Consider the following 15,542-nt stretch of genomic DNA (forward strand, 5'->3'; position numbering starts at 1 on the left):
ATTCTTCCCAGTACGACGGGCAGAGACCTTTGGTTGTGGCTGCCCACTTGGGTGGCTTGCCATCCGGGTATTGCACTTTTTTTGTTGTGGTTTCTGCGTCAACAAAACCGGTCCCGGCGCAATGCGGGCAACGTCCCTTGCTGGCGGCAGAACGGGAATAGTCGGCGTAAGCGAACTGCACCAGCACCGGCAGTATTTCGAGGCGCGCTTTTTCACTGAGCTTCATCAGCACCGGATTTTTTAGCGCCAGCGCATAGTTCATCAGCCCATCAAGCGCCGGAGCCGGATCCTGAATCCCCATCTTCGCCAGGAACAGGTTAAAGCCCAGCGGTGCTTTCGACTGCACCATACCCTGCGCCGCCATCACATCAGTAATCGTCAGCACGGCACCGCCGGTAGCGGGAGTCTCGTCGTTTAACTTCGGTGACTTTGGTGAATAGAATTTTGGTAATGATTCAAGGTTCATAGCGTCTCCACTTTACGCCAGCACGCCGATGGCCAGCGCGCGATCTAATACCCGAAATACCAGCACAAGCTGGCTGCCATGTTTTGCTTCAAATGCCACGGTGTCAGCGTGCAACTCGTCGTGATGCGCTCTGCAAAGCGGGATCACAAACAGGTCATGCGCTTTGGTACCCATCCCCCCGAAACCGTGGCCGATCAGGTGGTGGGGGTCGTCTGCCGGGTTGTTGCAGCACATACATTGCTGCGCTTTAACCCAGCGGGTGTACTTCTCGTTTACCCAGCGGCGGCGCTTTGGTCGCAGCATGAAGGATTCCGGCGTCTCCGGATCGATGCGCAGCGCCAGCACCTGCTTTGCGGTTTCCTGGACCATTTCGCGCGGTGAGGGCAAACCCGGTACCAACTCAGATTCGCGGTAAACGTGCTTTATCTCTGGCGCTGGCAGGCGCAGCACACGGCGGGCAGCGCTATCCGGCAGGGCATCGGCGAGACCATTTTGTGCCAGCCACCAGCAGAACTCCGGCAGCGTCAGCGTGTGCGCCTCATCGAAACCCAGTTCGCGGCGCGCAGCGCGCAGGATGTAGGCGGCTGCGTTCGCTCTGGCGATTGTCGCCAGTGGCTCGCTGCTTTGCTCGCGAAGCAGGTTATCGCAGTGCCAGCACAACCGGATCGCGCCCGGCGCATGTCGCAGTATGGTCATGTTCGCATCGTGCCAGGACTCATGCGGCCACTGGCATCCGCTACCGTCGCGGAGCCAGCTTTCCAGACCGTTCAGGCCGCCAGCGCGGACCAGCACCGCTTCGTTATCAAACACTCCAGCCAGCGCAGGATCTTCGGCGAGCGGTTGCTCTGCTGGTGGCAGTACGCCGGACGGCATACCCGCCAGGCGCTCCGGTTCATTCTCCAGCAGCATGCGCCCGCGGCGAAAATGCGGCAGCATGCTGGCACCCGGCCTGAAGATAACGATCCCCAGTTCTGATACGACAACTGGATTTAACAGCGCTCTCAAGGCATCACCTTAAATCGTCAGGTTTTTAAGCTTCTGGATGGCTGTACCCATATCAGCCATCGCATCCACAAATTCATCAAACTTACGGTTAGCCATCCCGTAAGCCTGAAGAATTTCAAGCCTCAGCGGATCAAGTTGCTTTTTCATCGCCTCCCGGTCTCCCGCCTTCTTCTCGGCTGCTTCAGCCGCCCGGATCAACTCTTCAGCCTGCTTACGCAATTCTTCTGGCGTTACTGTTTTGTTACTCAAAGCGCTCTCCGTTACCGGTGTTACATCCGGGGCTGATGAAATGGACTGATGACCAAAGCGGGGATGATGGATCGTGGTTGTTCTTCCATCACCGACAACACAAAGGATCCCTGACTCGCGAATAATGCCGATCAGAAGTTCCTTGTCTTTCTTCTGCAACTGGTTGTAGGCATAAACTTTCTGAGAAATAAGTGTCAGCGAGGCTCCCTCTGGCATTCTCTCCACAAAGCGCTTAACCCTGGACAAGACTGGCTGCAAGTGCGGCGGGGTTGTTCTCATATCACCCTCACCTCAATGAACGGTATCGAGCAGGCGCAGCAGGTCTGCAAACCGGGACTCAAAGAAATGCGGTTGTGTTTCGCGCGGATTAGCCGGGCTGGTGATGTTCTTGCCGTACATGCAGCCTTTAGCGGTCAGAGACCAGAAGCGCTTAACCCCATTGCTTCCGCTACGACTCCGGCGCTCTTTATGCTCGACGATGCCGAGCTTCGCCAGTTGCTGGTAGGCCTGCGGTGCCGTCATCGCTATTTTGTGAATTTTCAGCAGCGCGCTGAGGGATTGCGTAGGGCGACTGGATCCGTCAACAGCATCAGCAGGGGCATCGATGGCATATTGGGGTGCCAGATTGGGCAGGCCGACAGCCTCCTGAAGTTTTTGGCAAGCGCCAAGCACTGACGAATTGGAAAGGTTTAGTGACTTCTGCATGAAGCCCAGGAGGATGATTCCTGCCTGCATTTTATCGGCGGCAGCAGATAAAGCCGGTTCCGGTTCGCTAACGGCTTTATCAAAGGTACGAATCACTTTCAGGTGGAATGCAGGGCTGATCCACATAGCATATGAGTAGACCAGTTCCTTCGAAACGTATGTTCCCTGCTCGGCCCCGCCGCGAATAGTGGAAGGCGGAATTCCGCCCTCGCTTAAAATTTCATCAATAAGGGCGACAGTCTGGCTGTTTTCAATCCAGTACTTCGGACGGTGGCGCTGTTCACCACCAGCAGCGCGGTGCAGATCATTAAGGCAGTAACGACCATCAATATCACGGCGTACGGAAACGCCGTCAATCACAAGTAATTGACTCATTAGTTTCTCCACTGTTTGAAATGCGATCGGGACTGCAACCCCGTTTCGCTGACACTTATCGACCATAACACACATTTTTTTGGGCTGACGACATGGACTGATCATTTATCCACCCTTTTATTTAGTGGGGTGATCGTGATCTCCACCCTGCCTCCCTTCACTACCGGCCCCCACTCCACCAGCATGCGCTTAACCTGCCTGTCGTCCTCCCACACTCCGGCATATGTCAGGGCGTCAAATAGCGCTTTGTTGTAATTGTCGATATCACGGGGGCGCGCGTCAGGCGGGTAGAGGGTGATCTCCACTGCGGCCAGTTCAGTTGACGGTTTTGGCAGACATCGCAACTGATCGAAGATTGCCGCGCAAACGGCGCTCTTGAACTTACGCCCGGCGACGCTGATGAGATGGCGACCTGTAAGCGGCCCCTTATTCGGTGCCCGCCAGTAGGTATTGACGCTTGGCGGAAAAGGTAAAATCAGCTTCATGCCGCGGACCCTCTGGCTTTCAGCCATTCCTGAGCCATTTCTATGGCATAAGGACCACCGCCAATCAGCGCGCGGATGATCGCCTCTGCTTCGGCAATTGGCTCCGAAAGAGTGCTGGTATTGATCCGAATGCCGCGGGAAACGTGCGGCGTAATGGTGATCACCTCTTTCTTTTCCAGCGCGCGCAGGTGAGTTGTTGCAGCGTTCCCCGACGAAGCGCCAATCAGCGCTGCAAGTTCTTTGTTCGTTGGCGGATAGCCATGCTGCTGCTGATAATCCACCAGGGCGGCGAACACCTGTTTTTGCCGTGCAGTCAAAGTATTCATGCTGCTCTCCAGTCTTCTTTGAAGATGGGCTGAACATTTCCAGGGAAGATATCCACATCCGGTGACTCAGCCTGGTTACCCCAATGATCCCAACCCGGCACCGCGCTGCGGCTGAATAACTCGATGCGTGGCACTTCGCCGTAGAGCCGTTCCAGGCGATGACGCGCTTCGGCTGGCTTCTCGCTGTGTTCGCCCAGCGGGCTGTAGATCACCTGCTTAACCCCTGCATCGCGCCTTTCCAGCCCGACGCCACGAGTAGCAATAAGCAGGTCTTCAGTATTGGCCCGGGTGTGGTTGCCGCCGTTCATGCGGGTTTGTCCATTGAGCAGATCGAGGAAGTCGTAAAAGTCCTCCACCTCACCGGCGGCCAGGGCTTTATTTATATGTGTTTCCGCCAACGCGTTCAGTTTCACCCACGTAAAACCTTTCATGGTGCGCACGGTAAAGCCCCAGGCTTCGGCCAGCTCGATAGCTTCGCGGTTATGCGTGCCGGTGTACCACATCGCGAGAACAGCGTTTTCAGCCGCCAGCGCCCAGACTGGCAAGCGCTTCAGGTCGATCAGTTTCATCGTGTCGTAGTGGTCACGTGCCGCACCGTTGCTGGCGTTGTTGCCATAGCTCCACGGCGGATCGGCGTATATCAGCGAATAGTTCACAGATCACCTCCAACATAGTTCCCCGGTGCGATGCCGGATCCATCGGTAACGCCGTGAGTCATGCCACTAAGGCAATGGGCGCGACATTTGGCATAGCGATTTCTTGATGTCTGGTTAGACGCCGTATCGTAGGCCTCAAGCCATACGGTGGCGGCGCGGCGCCAGAGGTGTTTTGCTTCCAGTTCGCGGGCAAGGTTCTCCAGTTCTGTCAGCTTTTTCAGCTCAGCAGCGGTTAACGGCTCATCGACGTAATAGACCCAGTTACGGCCGACCTTGTGCCGCTCCAGCATTCCCTGGTTGTACATGCGGATCAGCGCACCGCCGATAGAGTTTTCGTTGATGTGCGGTAACGCCTCGATGAGATCGCGCGCAGCGGACACAGGGTTAGTCCGGATGAATTCGTATACTTCGTCGAAGGTGCTCATCCCCGGAACCCCTCTGGAATTGATGTGTCAGGGCGGCTTATCGCGTTGATATCGCGTTCCCGTTTCTGGTCCCATGTTTCACGAAGCGGACGGCCTTTTGCTGCCCAGCGAGTGGCGCTTTGCAGGTAACCTTCGAATTTCTTCGGCCCAAAGAGGGTCTCGGGGCGCATGTACTGGTATTGCCCGTCGTTGTCGTGCCAGTGCTCATGCTTAAGGTCGATTACCAGTTTCAGATCGCTGACGCTGTAACCTTCACGCAGTCTGGCGCGGATGTTCTCCAGCGATGTGCGTGATTTCTGGTAACGAGATCCGCTGACCTGGTTCAGATGGGTAAGAACCTCAATCGCTGAATCAGTTATTGTCACTTCGGGGTCGGGTTGCGCAGCAACCTGACAAGAAGGGTTTTTATTCTCTGTAGTACTCTCTGTTGTATTCTCTGTAGGATCATCAGGTCGTTTTGACACGATGACAGCGGTTCTTTTTGCCTCACTGGAGCGTGTCACTTTGACATCTTCCATCGTGTCATTTTGACCTGATGGAATAGCGCATTTTGAACTCTTCGATTTAGTCACTTTGACCTCATCTAAAAGCTCACTTTCATAGTTGATTGTGTAGTAGTTGGTCATGTCGCGCTGGGACTTGTTCAACTGCTCGATCTTGAGTACACCCAGCGCCTTAAGGCGGGTGAAGGTGCGCTTGAGAGTAGACTCGGACCAGAAAGGAAACTGCTCCAGCCATTGCTCTGTAGTGTTGTAAATCCAGCGCACGCCATCACGTTCCAGCCCGGATGTGGTCTCCTTAAGCCAGTAGTTAACCTGCTGCAATGCAATGGCTTCATTCAGCCCGATGCTGTAAGCGAGATCAGGGTTTATTACTATTGGCCTTGTTGGCATTAACAGGCTCATGGTCGTCCTTTATTTCTCTGAATTTACGCTGGAACTGCTCAAGCGGGCTGAAGCACTCATGTGGGTAGCCTTCACGCAGATAGATAACGCGCTGCGTTTCTGGCTCCCAGCGGATGACGCGGACGGGGATGCCGTACTGGTCCCGGAATCTGCGGTTAAGTTCGCGCATTCGCTCTTCTCCGCCTGGCTGTTGAAATCACCTACAACCCACTCGGCAAACGGGTAGCTGACAGGCTCAATCGCCCCCTGTACTCTTACCCCATACACAAAACGAACCGGGCATTTACCGCCGGTGACAGGAAGCACTACCAGTTGCGACCTGCGGTATTGTGTTGTTAAACTGTTCATGCGTTGGTATCTCCACACTTAAGATCGACACGCCACGACGCCAGGGGCTGCAACTCGCTGGCGTCACTTCTTTTTGCGACTGAATAACGCAATGATTGCCTTGACTTCTTCTTCACGCGCAGCCAGGTGACGACGGTGATGCTCAAGGATTTCTTCCGTTTCATGCTGTTCAATTACCCCATCTTCCAGAGCCAGTTGAATAATCTGATCCACCTGCCCGCGCGCGGCGGCGGTACGCATAGCCCTGCTGAAGAGGTCAACGCGATCAAGATCTTCATACGTCGGAACTTCCACCAGCAGACAGCCGCGGCGCTTCGCGAAGTAGTCGGCCAGGAATGAGGTGTTCGATAAGTCCTCCATCGCCTCCAGCTCTGTCACTTCGAAAAAGCGGCAACCGTTTTTCTCGTAGAGGTTGTTATTGAACTGCGTGGCTGTCATGCCCAGCGCACCGGCCATCGCTTCACGCCCGCCGGGATAGGCTTTACACATCGCCTTAACTACCGCTTTTAAACTTTGCTCTACCATGTTGTTTTTCCTTTGGTAGTTACGATTAAGCAGCCGTTTCGTTAGGCTTCTGGTACATCTTCGCGTCGTACTTCAACGCACCTTTGGTGATGCGCTCGATAAGAAAGGCTTGTTTCTCTGGGATAATCTCCCCCCAGCGACACACTGCTGGATGAGAAATGCCGAGCGCATTTGCTGTTTTTGAAATACCGCCAAAATGATTCACAACATCGGTTTTACGCATACATCCTCCTAAATGATGACGCCTTAAAGGTAACAAAAGGTACATCAAATAGCAAACAACAGTTACCTTATTTACAGGTAACATTAGTTACATGAAAAGTGAAATGAAAGACCGTATACGTGCACGACGTTTGCAACTGGAAATAACTCAGCAGTCGCTGGCTAAAAGGCTTGGCGTCAGTAGAGTTTCAGTTACCAAATGGGAAAATGGTACGACGAAACCAGATGGTGAAAATTTACACCAACTGGCGCTGTCGCTCGCGACCACTCCTGAGTGGATTTTGTACGGTAACAGCGATGACAAACCAGATGATACGAAGTTGGTGCCATTCATTAAGACACCGACTGCTGTGCCCATTATATCTGCGGTGCAGGCTGGTCTTTGGACAGATACTTATGCTGCGGCGAGGCTGAACGACGTGCTCTCATGGACGCAAACAACTGCAGATGTTTCTGATGAAGTTTTTGGGCTGGTTGTGCGCGGTGAGTCAATGACCAATCCAAACGGGCTCCCCTCCATCCCGGAAGGTTCGATCGTAATTGTTGAGCCGAATTATGGTCAAATCGACGATCTCTACGGGAAAATTGTTGTTGCCATCTTAGATGGCTCATCGGAAGCCACAGTTAAAAAGCTTGTTTGGGACAGCCCGCATAGTTATCTGATGCCATTAAACCCCGCCTTTAAACCTATCCCCATAGATGGAAACTGCCGGATTGTTGGCAAAGTAGTCCAAATAACTCAAAACCTTTAACCACTCTTAGCCATCTATGATGGCTATTTTTTTACCTGCCAGTGTAACTTTTGGAACATTCATGCTTGACGAAATAGGTAACTAAAGGTACATTCAATTTGTCGGCGTATGGCACATGCGTCGCAGCGGTCCGGTGGGTTTCCTTAGCATTTCCCTGACCCAAGCGGGTAGCCGGAATGTGCAAGCCAGGTATGCACGAGATCGACTCACCATCGTGGCGATACGGTGCAGGGGCAGCACTGTAAAAGTCTGCCAGTTCGTAAATCACGTGTTTGCGTGTTATCCGAACCACGCTGGCTGGAAGGTCAGCACACAACATGAAAGCGCACTCCTTCTCATCGGTTGTGGATGGCAGGTGTGAATAAACGGGAGTGCGCTCCCAGTTGTGGTGAATTGCAGCCGCTTCGACGGCAACCAGAAGATAAGCGCCTGGCGCTACAGCAAACCAATAATGCCAACTGGTAATACTTTGGCGGCGTCTGATCTCTCCCGTGAGGGCGCCGCAATTTTTTACGCAACACAAGAGAGCATCACCGCCGGGACGGCTCATTCCCCAATCCCGTCGGGCGGCCTGAGACCGCAGGTGCTCTCCTGTGTTGTGTGGAGATATCAACCAGTAGCGCTTTTGCAGCGGCGCACAGAGGACAGAAAAATGAATAGCCCTTTCTTTAAAAACCTTCTTACCTATCGCCTCAGCCGCGATGTGCTCATTATCGATGCAGATGGCATAACTAAACTGGCACAGCAGTTAGAACCGTTCCGCTTCACCCCCTGCGGCAGCCAGGACATGGCTAAGTCTGGCTGGGTGTCTCCGCTGGGCTCGCTCTCAGACCAACTATTCCATTTCGTTGGCAACCAGTTGCTGCTGACTATCCGTCGTGAAGAAAAAATCATGCCATCACATGTAATTAAGGATGAATTAACCAAACGTGTTAGCCGCATGGAAAGTGAACAGGGGCGCCGTCTGAAGAAGACCGAGAAAGATTCACTGCGTGATGAAGTGCTTCATTCACTCCTGCCCCGCGCTTTCACCAAAAATTCAACGGTCAGAATCTGGGTAAACATTCCCGCAGCACTGATCGTCGTCGATTCATCCAGCGCGCGCCGGGCTGAAGATGCGCTTGCGCTCCTCCGTAAAACACTCGGTTCGCTTCCGGTTGTTCCCCTGACTCTCGAAACGCCGGCTGAACTGACCATGACGGAATGGGTGCGTTCCGGCGCTATTCCATCCGGCCTTGCACTTGGCGCTGAGGCTGAGCTTAAAGCTGTGCTGGAAGATGGCGGTATCGGGAGATTCAAAAAACAGGATCTGTTTTCCGATGAGATCCGTACTCACCTTGACGCCGGGAAGCTGGTAACGAAAGTGGTTCTCGACTGGCAAAACCGCGTTCAGTTCGTGCTGGGCGACGATTTCAGCATTAAACGTCTCAAATTCTCCGACGAGTTAATCAGCCAGAACGATGACATTGATCGCGAAGATGCCGCACAACGCTTTGATGCCGACTTTGTTTTGATGACCGGCGAGTTTAACCAGTTACTCACTGACCTGATTACTGCCCTCGGCGGCGAAGCCAAGCGATAAACACCGGAGTGACTTAACCCATGCAAATGGGTTGGGTTGCTGCAACCTAAATTCGGCGCAACAGGCGCGGGAGGATGGATGAACCACATCGAATTTATCGAAAAGAATGTTCGTGAAGAACTTATCAGGCAGGGTTTCGCGCCTTCGGTGGCTCAGGGGGGGGGCTTGGCAAGCTGTTGATAAATATAAACGTATGTCGCAAGCCAGCCAGAAAGGAAAGATTTTTGACGACGTACTGAGGCACGCAAAGCTTTGGGCTGAAAAACAAACCTCCCAGGCCGAGCAAACAAAAGTAAAACGCACAAAGCGAGACGGCCAACCAGGGCTGTTCTGAAATAAACGCCGCGTTGCAGCGCGCACAGGAGATACAACGCAATGAAAGAAACCTTTATTCAGACCTATACCGGCAAGAAATTTGACTATCTGACCGCCACTGTTGACGTCATTGATATCGAAGATATTGCGACTTCTCTCTCCAATATCTGCCGGTATTGCGGTCAACTGCCAGAGTTCTACAGCGTGGCACAGCACTCGGTTCTGTGCAGCCAACTGGTTCCCGCTGAATTCGCTTTCGAAGCCCTGATGCACGACGCTGCCGAAGCCTATGTGCAGGACTTGCCCGCGCCGCTGAAAGCGCTCCTTCATGACTATCGCCGCATGGAACAAATGGTAGATGACCTGATCCGCGATAAGTACGGGCTGCCTCGTGAGCATTCACCAGCGGTTAAGCGTGCTGACCTCATCATGCTGGCCACCGAACGCCGCGATCTGGAAATCGACGACGGCACTCGCTGGTCAGTGCTCGAAGGAATCCCGGCGTCAGACGTCATCGATATTTGTCCGCTTCGCCCAGGACAGGCCTATGCCCTGTTTATGAACCGCTTTAACGAACTGATGGAGATCCGCAAATGCGCATGAACGCCAAAGAATTAATCGCTGATGCCCGCGTTACTGCTCCTACCCTGCCACCAGCAGCAGCGAAGTTAATGTCAGATATGGCTGATCGCCTTGATGTGCAGTATGCCGTGATCCGTGAATCCCGCGAGCAGGTGCAGAAACTGGCGGCAGAAAGTGACTTTAACCTGCATGGTGCGGCCCGTGAATTGAATACGTCATGGATGATGCATAAAACCATAATGGGCGCACAGGCTGCGCTGCTCTGCCTTTCTCAGGGTGATATCCGCAGCGCCCGCGACTGGCTGGAAGGTACGACCGATGAGGCGTTTATCGAAATGCCTGACGATATGACACCTGCCGGTTTACAGGCCTGGTTCGACAGCAACATGACCAGCAATGACGGCGGTAATGGGTTCCTCACTCAAGAAGAGGCGCTGGAAAAACTGCGCCAGCGCGCCCCCGCCACCGCCGCCGCAATCGCAGCCCTGCGCGCTGAAGGGGTGGATACCTACGCTGATTATCTGAACGGACTCGGCTGGGATGAAAGAGATATCACCAATGTCCGCAACTTCGCCGCCGATCTCCGCCAGTCCGTGCAGGTGAAGGGGGTGCAATCGTGAGCACAGGAATCGAGCTTATGCAGCACGCACTTGGTATCAGCGAACGTCACCGCGTGCCCTATCGCAATTACTTCCTCGCTGGTAGTGATCATCCTGATGCAACAGAGTGGGAAAAATTGGTTGAGCAGGGATTAGCAAAGGCATCCCCTGCTCCAGCATGGTCATGTGGTGACGTGGTTTATCAGGTGACAGATGCAGGCCAGGCGGTAGCCATTTCCGCACTGCCTGAGCCGAAGAAGCCAACCCGCTATGACGAATATCAGCGCTCTGAGGTCTGCGAATCGTTTGGCGAGTGGCTGGGTATAAATCTACCGGTGTATGAAGAGCGTGAGATAGGCAGGTACAAATACGAATATCGCATGGTTCGCCGCTCACGCGCTTACTGGGATTCGTATTGTGATGTGAGGGGCGACTGGTGCCCCACCAAGAAAGCAGCCAAAGCCAGCTATAAAGCTGCGCTGCGGGCGGTGAAAGGCAACGCATCCGAGGTGCAATCATGAGCGACTACTCAATCCTCGATATGTGCTGCGGAAGCCGCATGTTCTGGTTCGATAAACAGGATGACCGCACGGTATTCAACGATATCAGAGCAGAACAGCACACGCTGTGCGACGGTCGCAGCCTCGTTATCAGCCCGGATGTGATCGCCGACTTCCGCGCGCTACCGTTCGGCGATGCATCTTTCCCGGTTGTTGTGTTCGACCCTCCACACCTTGAGCGTGTCGGTGATAACGCCTGGATAGGTAAAAAGTACGGACGCTTGAACAAAGACACCTGGCGAGATGACCTGCGCGCCGGTTTCAAAGAGGCATTCCGCGTGCTGTGGCCACACGGCGTGCTCGTCTTCAAATGGAACGAAACGCAAATCCCGGTGAGCCAGATTCTGGCGCTGACTGATGAGAAGCCTGCCATCTGGCAGCGAACCGGCAAAGCCGATAAGACGCACTGGATTATCTTCGTGAAAGGCAACGCAGGAGAAGGACAATGAGCAAATCACTAAACGCACGCTGTATCCGTCGCTGGGAAGTTGAGTTTAAAGATCGTTGCGACTCGAAAGTAAGCCCGTGGTGGCGCAAGCGTGACATGCGTGGATACATCCGCGAAGCGGCGCTGACAACCGCTGATTGTATGGTCGAGCGATTGGCGGAGGATAACGCTCGCGTGGACTTCTGCGGGAATACCTACGGCTGGTCGCCTGAATTTTCTGCCTGGTATGACGAACATCGCGAACAATATCGCAAAGAGGCGCTGGACTACCTCAATGTGGATGCCACCAACGAAGAAATCGACGAAGAGATTCAGAACGAGCTGGAGGACTGGAATGACTAACAACGACGATCTGGCGCTGAAGCCCGTTGGAAAATTTATGTTCGTTATGAACCGCTGGCATCACATCTGGCACGGTGAAGCGCAGTACACAGAGCCACGCAAACCATTGGTGAAACTGTATAGCGAAGAAACAGTGAACTCCCTGCTGGCAGAGCGCACCGCAGACAAGGCGGAGAATGCCAGCCTGCGGCAGCGTGTGGCGGAACTGGAAGGGAATTTAGAGGTTTGCCAGAGCGACTTATGTGACACGGAAGACGCAATGCATTTATGGGCTGAACGTGCGCAAACAGCAGAGAAGCGCGTCGCAGAACTGGAAGCGCGCACGGTGAGCGTGAAGCTGCCGCGCTATGACCTTGACATGAGTGACTGTGATTCATGTGGGCAGGATTGCGGCGCTGACATGTCAGAAGAACCAGATGGCGATTATGTGCTGCTGTCTGACGTCATCGAAAAGCTTGCCGCCGCTGGCATCAAACTGGAAGTGGAGGAGTAGCGATGGCACTCACGAAAAATCAGCGCGCGGAATTGCGCATGAAGTTTGGCGGTCGTTGCGCATATTGCGGGTGCGAACTTGGGAACAAATTCCACGCCGACCACGTAGAAGCTGTTCGCCGGAACATCAGCAAAGGCTACGCAATGGACAGGCCGGAAAACGACACGCTTGAAAATATGGTTCCAGCCTGTGCTCCCTGCAACCTCTACAAGATGTGCGACACAGTTGAAGGGTTTCGTACCCGTATCGCTACGCAGTTGGATGTTACGCGCCGTGCATCTCGTAGTTATCGCTTCGCGGAGGCGTTTGGGCTGGTTAAACCAACTAATGCGCCAGTTGTGTTCTGGTTCGAACAATATCAGCAGCAGGAGTCCATATGACCACAACACAAACGATCAGCCGGGAGCAGTTGCTGTTTTGCCTGTCAGAGTTTGAAGGTGCAGCACGCGACGCGCGCGCCATTGAAGACGATCTCTATGCACAGGAATGCGAAGAGGTAGCAGCTGTTATCCAGGAGGTGTTGCAATATCGGCATGCAATGGACAGCGAGCCGGTGGCTGTGACCGATGAACGCGCAGCATTTGAAACCATCATGGAAAAACGTTTCAAAGACAGCATCGACCGCCGTCCGGCCAAGAACGGCGATGGTGAATACTTCGCGTGGGATATGCAGGTAGCCTGGATTGTCTGGCAAGCGCGCGCCGCCATGCAGTCATTCGGTAATTCCGAACAACTCAAAGCTGAGCTTGCAACTGGTGATTTTCGGGAAAATGTAAATTCGTCAACCGAAAACTTTCGGGAAAACCCTGAAACGTCAACCAGTGAACCTGTAAGCCAGCGTTACACGTTGCCGCCTCATATTTACCGCGAACTCGTTAACCAGTTGCGTGATACCGCAGTGAAATACCAGGGCAGTCAGCAACTGAGAGCGGCGCTTTGCAAAACGCTTTGCGCTGTGATTACCCCGGCAGTGCCCGAGCAACAAAACCGACAACAAAATATTCCTGAATATATTCCAGTCTGGGGCAGGAGTGGTAAGTGGGCTTATTTGAAAGACGAGGATGACGACTGATGCCCAGCAAACTGAAGCGGCGCCGCCAGCGCCGACTGCGTGATGACATGCTCTGGTGGCGCGCCGAAGCTATGGACTGTAAAGCCAGACTGCTGGAACTGGCTGAAGAACTGTATCAGGCCAGGCATCAGCGCATAGCTATGCCGGTACTGGTGCCCGCCAGAATCATTAAGCAGTTGGCTACGGCCACCAGCGAACCAAAGATTTGTGTCAAATGCAACGACGGCGCCCGCGATGGCTGCTCGTCTTGCGCGTATAAAGTCAGTTAGCCGGTTGCAGCCGGTGTGGAGAATCTATGCTGAACCTCGACTGTGTTCCCATCTCGACGTATTGCAAAGAAACCGGAGAAACGGCAGAGGCCATCAACAAACGATTACAGCGTGGCGTTTGGTTTGAGGGTATTCAGGTTTTGAAAGTGGAAGGCGTAAAGGAAAGATGGATTGATTTGAGTGAGGTAGCTAAATGGGCAAGGCAGAGTCGCCAAAACTCCCGCGCGGGGTGACCGTAAGGAAACATAGCCAGGGTGAGACGATCAATATTACTTTCACGTATAAGGGGGTTAAATGTCGCGAGCCCCTTTCAAATCTGGAAGTCAATAATAAAAACCTGAAATACGCCGAGAGAACCCTCGGCGAAATTCATAATAAAATTGAACGAGGCACTTTTATTTATGCTGAATATTTTCCTCGCTCAGCGAGACTTAAATTATTCGGTAATGCAGCAACTGGTAAAACAATAAAAATGTACCTTGATGAATATCTCTCTATATGTGAGACGCGCAAGTTATCACCATCCACTATTGGCGGTTATAAAAAATGCCGTAGTGCTTTAAGCGACCTTCATTCATTTCCGGCTAGTGAGTTAACACCTGCCGCGATGAAAACGTGGATCCAGAACCGCACAACGACTTTGAAGACCATCAGAAACCAGCTTTCTTTTTTGCGATCTGCCCTTGATGAGGCGGTGACCGATGGTGTCTTACAGATTAACCCGGTATCACTGGTTACCGCTTCCCGGTACCAAAGCGATAAAGCCAATTTTGACAGTGACTATATAGTCGACCCGCTTTCACCTGCCGAAGTGGATGCCCTTCTCTCGTCAGCCGGTAATAAGCAGTGGGAAAATCTGTTCATGTTCGCCATTCAGACTGGTTTACGGAGTTCCGAACTCTGCGCGCTGCGCTGGCGTGATATCGATTTTATAGGGAAAACTGCGCACGTTCAGAGCGCCAGTGTCGTAGGGGTGATCAAGGGGACAAAAACGAAGGCGGGTACACGTAAGGTAGAACTTAACGAGCAGGCTATGGCGGTGCTGGCGTCACAGAAAGCGTTCACATTCATGAAGGACGCAACAATATTTGAGGATCCGAAAACAAATAAACCCTGGGCAAGCGCTGACGCTATCCGTAAAAAAGCCTGGGTGCCGACACTGCGAAAGGCAGGCATACGTTATCGAAATCCGTATCAAACCCGGCATACATTCGCGACCCGTCATATCAGCCAGGGCGCCAACCTTTTCTGGCTCGCTGGCCAGATGGGGCATAAGGGGCCAGAAATGCTTTTCAGGCACTACGGATCGTATTTGAAAGAGTACGACGGTAACACGGAAAAAAGACCCAGGCTGGTCGGTGGCGGGACACGAAAGGAGCCGTAAAGGAGCCGCAGAAAATATAACTAAAAATAAATAGTAGTATTTCAGTTAGTTGCGAAATTACGGACACGGGTTCAACTCCCGCCAGCTCCACCAAAATTCTTCAAAGATGGTTCCAGAGCCATCCATAGAAGTCCTGAAAGCCCGCACGGCACAAGCCCTGCGGGCTTTTTTGTGTCTGTAATTGTCCGAGACGATCCGTCTGAATCCAGAGAAAATTGGTACACGTTTAGGTACACGGTATACTGTGATCCATTAAACATGTACCAATTATGGAAGAGATCCAGATATGGCGCGCATCACACGCCCCCTCACTAACTGACCTGCCCCCCATTGATTAACACACAACGATGTTAGTAATGTCTTCATCAGCAACATGAGGACAACCCCATGAAGAAGCGTTTTTCCGACGAACAGATCATCAATATTCTTCGCGAAGCCGAGGCGGGTGTTTC

24 protein-coding genes and 2 pseudogenes are annotated in these 15,542 nt (G+C 53.1%); 13 read left to right on the plus strand and 13 right to left on the minus strand.

Annotated elements, in window-relative coordinates; translation table 11 throughout:
* Positions 1-99: 99 nt before the first annotated feature.
* The 12 genes and pseudogenes from CWM66_RS29610 to CWM66_RS26550 all read right to left on the minus strand — a co-directional run.
* Positions 100-466 (minus strand): annotated as a pseudogene (locus CWM66_RS29610) (antitermination protein); the annotation flags it as partial.
* A 12-nt stretch (positions 467-478) separates the two neighbouring features.
* A complete protein-coding gene (locus CWM66_RS26500) occupies positions 479-1,471 on the minus strand; it encodes a DUF968 domain-containing protein (protein WP_107147657.1) in 993 nt (330 codons plus the stop codon).
* A gap of 9 nt (positions 1,472-1,480) precedes the next feature.
* Complete coding sequence (locus CWM66_RS26505; RefSeq protein ID WP_107147658.1) at positions 1,481-1,999, minus strand: hypothetical protein; 519 nt, start codon at positions 1,997-1,999, stop codon at positions 1,481-1,483.
* A 12-nt stretch (positions 2,000-2,011) separates the two neighbouring features.
* Positions 2,012-2,800, minus strand: a complete 789-nt coding sequence (locus tag CWM66_RS26510) for a KilA-N domain-containing protein (protein ID WP_107147659.1) — start codon at positions 2,798-2,800, stop codon at positions 2,012-2,014.
* Between the two features lie 101 nt (positions 2,801-2,901).
* A complete protein-coding gene (locus CWM66_RS26515) occupies positions 2,902-3,285 on the minus strand; it encodes a RusA family crossover junction endodeoxyribonuclease (protein ID WP_107147660.1) in 384 nt (127 codons plus the stop codon).
* Entirely contained in the window at positions 3,282-3,611 is a 330-nt protein-coding gene (locus CWM66_RS26520; protein ID WP_107147661.1) for a LexA family transcriptional regulator, read from the minus strand. Before CWM66_RS26520 ends, CWM66_RS26515 begins: the two co-directional genes overlap by 4 nt.
* A complete protein-coding gene (locus tag CWM66_RS26525) occupies positions 3,608-4,267 on the minus strand; it encodes an MT-A70 family methyltransferase (protein ID WP_107147662.1) in 660 nt (219 codons plus the stop codon). The genes CWM66_RS26520 and CWM66_RS26525 overlap by 4 nt, the downstream gene beginning before the upstream one ends.
* Positions 4,264-4,692 carry a PerC family transcriptional regulator gene (locus CWM66_RS26530; RefSeq protein WP_107147663.1) on the minus strand — a complete coding sequence of 143 codons (429 nt, stop codon included), beginning with the start codon at positions 4,690-4,692 and terminating at the stop codon, positions 4,264-4,266. The genes CWM66_RS26525 and CWM66_RS26530 overlap by 4 nt, the downstream gene beginning before the upstream one ends.
* Complete coding sequence (locus CWM66_RS26535) at positions 4,689-5,597, minus strand: conserved phage C-terminal domain-containing protein (protein WP_107147664.1); 909 nt, start codon at positions 5,595-5,597, stop codon at positions 4,689-4,691. The genes CWM66_RS26530 and CWM66_RS26535 overlap by 4 nt, the downstream gene beginning before the upstream one ends.
* Positions 5,554-5,766 (minus strand): DUF4222 domain-containing protein, encoded by a 213-nt coding sequence (locus CWM66_RS26540; protein WP_107147665.1) that lies wholly within the window; start codon positions 5,764-5,766, stop codon positions 5,554-5,556. The genes CWM66_RS26535 and CWM66_RS26540 overlap by 44 nt, the downstream gene beginning before the upstream one ends.
* A 242-nt stretch (positions 5,767-6,008) precedes the next feature.
* Complete coding sequence (locus CWM66_RS26545; RefSeq protein WP_107147666.1) at positions 6,009-6,470, minus strand: YmfL family putative regulatory protein; 462 nt, start codon at positions 6,468-6,470, stop codon at positions 6,009-6,011.
* A gap of 25 nt (positions 6,471-6,495) precedes the next feature.
* A complete protein-coding gene (locus tag CWM66_RS26550) occupies positions 6,496-6,693 on the minus strand; it encodes a Cro/CI family transcriptional regulator (protein WP_107147667.1) in 198 nt (65 codons plus the stop codon).
* A 91-nt stretch (positions 6,694-6,784) separates the two neighbouring features.
* Here CWM66_RS26550 and CWM66_RS26555 point away from each other — a divergent pair, with 91 nt between their 5' ends.
* From CWM66_RS26555 to CWM66_RS26620, 13 genes and pseudogenes are all read left to right on the plus strand, one after another.
* Positions 6,785-7,444 carry a LexA family transcriptional regulator gene (locus CWM66_RS26555; RefSeq protein ID WP_186298782.1) on the plus strand — a complete coding sequence of 220 codons (660 nt, stop codon included), beginning with the start codon at positions 6,785-6,787 and terminating at the stop codon, positions 7,442-7,444.
* Between the two features lie 652 nt (positions 7,445-8,096).
* Positions 8,097-9,026: a recombination-associated protein RdgC gene (gene rdgC, locus CWM66_RS26565; protein ID WP_107147670.1), complete on the plus strand. Its 930-nt coding sequence runs from the start codon at positions 8,097-8,099 to the stop codon at positions 9,024-9,026.
* A 375-nt stretch (positions 9,027-9,401) separates the two neighbouring features.
* Positions 9,402-9,944: a hypothetical protein gene (locus CWM66_RS26570; RefSeq protein ID WP_074773833.1), complete on the plus strand. Its 543-nt coding sequence runs from the start codon at positions 9,402-9,404 to the stop codon at positions 9,942-9,944.
* 68 nt (positions 9,945-10,012) lie between these two features.
* A complete protein-coding gene (locus CWM66_RS29140; RefSeq protein ID WP_199200065.1) occupies positions 10,013-10,543 on the plus strand; it encodes a hypothetical protein in 531 nt (176 codons plus the stop codon).
* Between the two features lie 17 nt (positions 10,544-10,560).
* Positions 10,561-11,043 (plus strand): hypothetical protein, encoded by a 483-nt coding sequence (locus CWM66_RS26580; RefSeq protein ID WP_199200066.1) that lies wholly within the window; start codon positions 10,561-10,563, stop codon positions 11,041-11,043.
* Positions 11,040-11,531, plus strand: a complete 492-nt coding sequence (locus CWM66_RS26585) for a class I SAM-dependent methyltransferase (RefSeq protein WP_107147672.1) — start codon at positions 11,040-11,042, stop codon at positions 11,529-11,531. Before CWM66_RS26580 ends, CWM66_RS26585 begins: the two co-directional genes overlap by 4 nt.
* Positions 11,528-11,872: a hypothetical protein gene (locus CWM66_RS26590; RefSeq protein WP_107147673.1), complete on the plus strand. Its 345-nt coding sequence runs from the start codon at positions 11,528-11,530 to the stop codon at positions 11,870-11,872. Before CWM66_RS26585 ends, CWM66_RS26590 begins: the two co-directional genes overlap by 4 nt.
* A gap of 337 nt (positions 11,873-12,209) precedes the next feature.
* A pseudogene (locus tag CWM66_RS29370) lies at positions 12,210-12,365 on the plus strand (hypothetical protein); the annotation flags it as partial.
* Positions 12,366-12,367: 2 nt separating this feature from the next.
* The gene (locus CWM66_RS26600) at positions 12,368-12,745 is read left to right on the plus strand and encodes an HNH endonuclease (RefSeq protein ID WP_107147675.1); all 378 of its coding nucleotides are present in this window, start codon (positions 12,368-12,370) and stop codon (positions 12,743-12,745) included.
* Entirely contained in the window at positions 12,742-13,437 is a 696-nt protein-coding gene (locus tag CWM66_RS26605; protein ID WP_107147676.1) for a hypothetical protein, read from the plus strand. Before CWM66_RS26600 ends, CWM66_RS26605 begins: the two co-directional genes overlap by 4 nt.
* Positions 13,437-13,706, plus strand: coding sequence for a hypothetical protein (locus tag CWM66_RS26610; protein WP_107147677.1), 270 nt, complete (start codon positions 13,437-13,439; stop codon positions 13,704-13,706). Before CWM66_RS26605 ends, CWM66_RS26610 begins: the two co-directional genes overlap by 1 nt.
* A 26-nt stretch (positions 13,707-13,732) precedes the next feature.
* Positions 13,733-13,939: an excisionase gene (locus CWM66_RS26615; protein ID WP_074773822.1), complete on the plus strand. Its 207-nt coding sequence runs from the start codon at positions 13,733-13,735 to the stop codon at positions 13,937-13,939.
* Positions 13,900-15,090 (plus strand): site-specific integrase, encoded by a 1,191-nt coding sequence (locus tag CWM66_RS26620; protein WP_107147678.1) that lies wholly within the window; start codon positions 13,900-13,902, stop codon positions 15,088-15,090. The genes CWM66_RS26615 and CWM66_RS26620 overlap by 40 nt, the downstream gene beginning before the upstream one ends.
* Positions 15,091-15,357: 267 nt before the next feature.
* Here CWM66_RS26620 and CWM66_RS29375 read toward each other — a convergent pair.
* Positions 15,358-15,542 (minus strand): hypothetical protein (locus CWM66_RS29375; protein WP_233218435.1); only part of this gene is annotated, 185 nt, incomplete at its 5' end.

The sequence above is a fragment of the Kosakonia sp. H7A genome (assembly GCF_003028445.1).
GTDB lineage: Bacteria > Pseudomonadota > Gammaproteobacteria > Enterobacterales > Enterobacteriaceae > Kosakonia > Kosakonia radicincitans.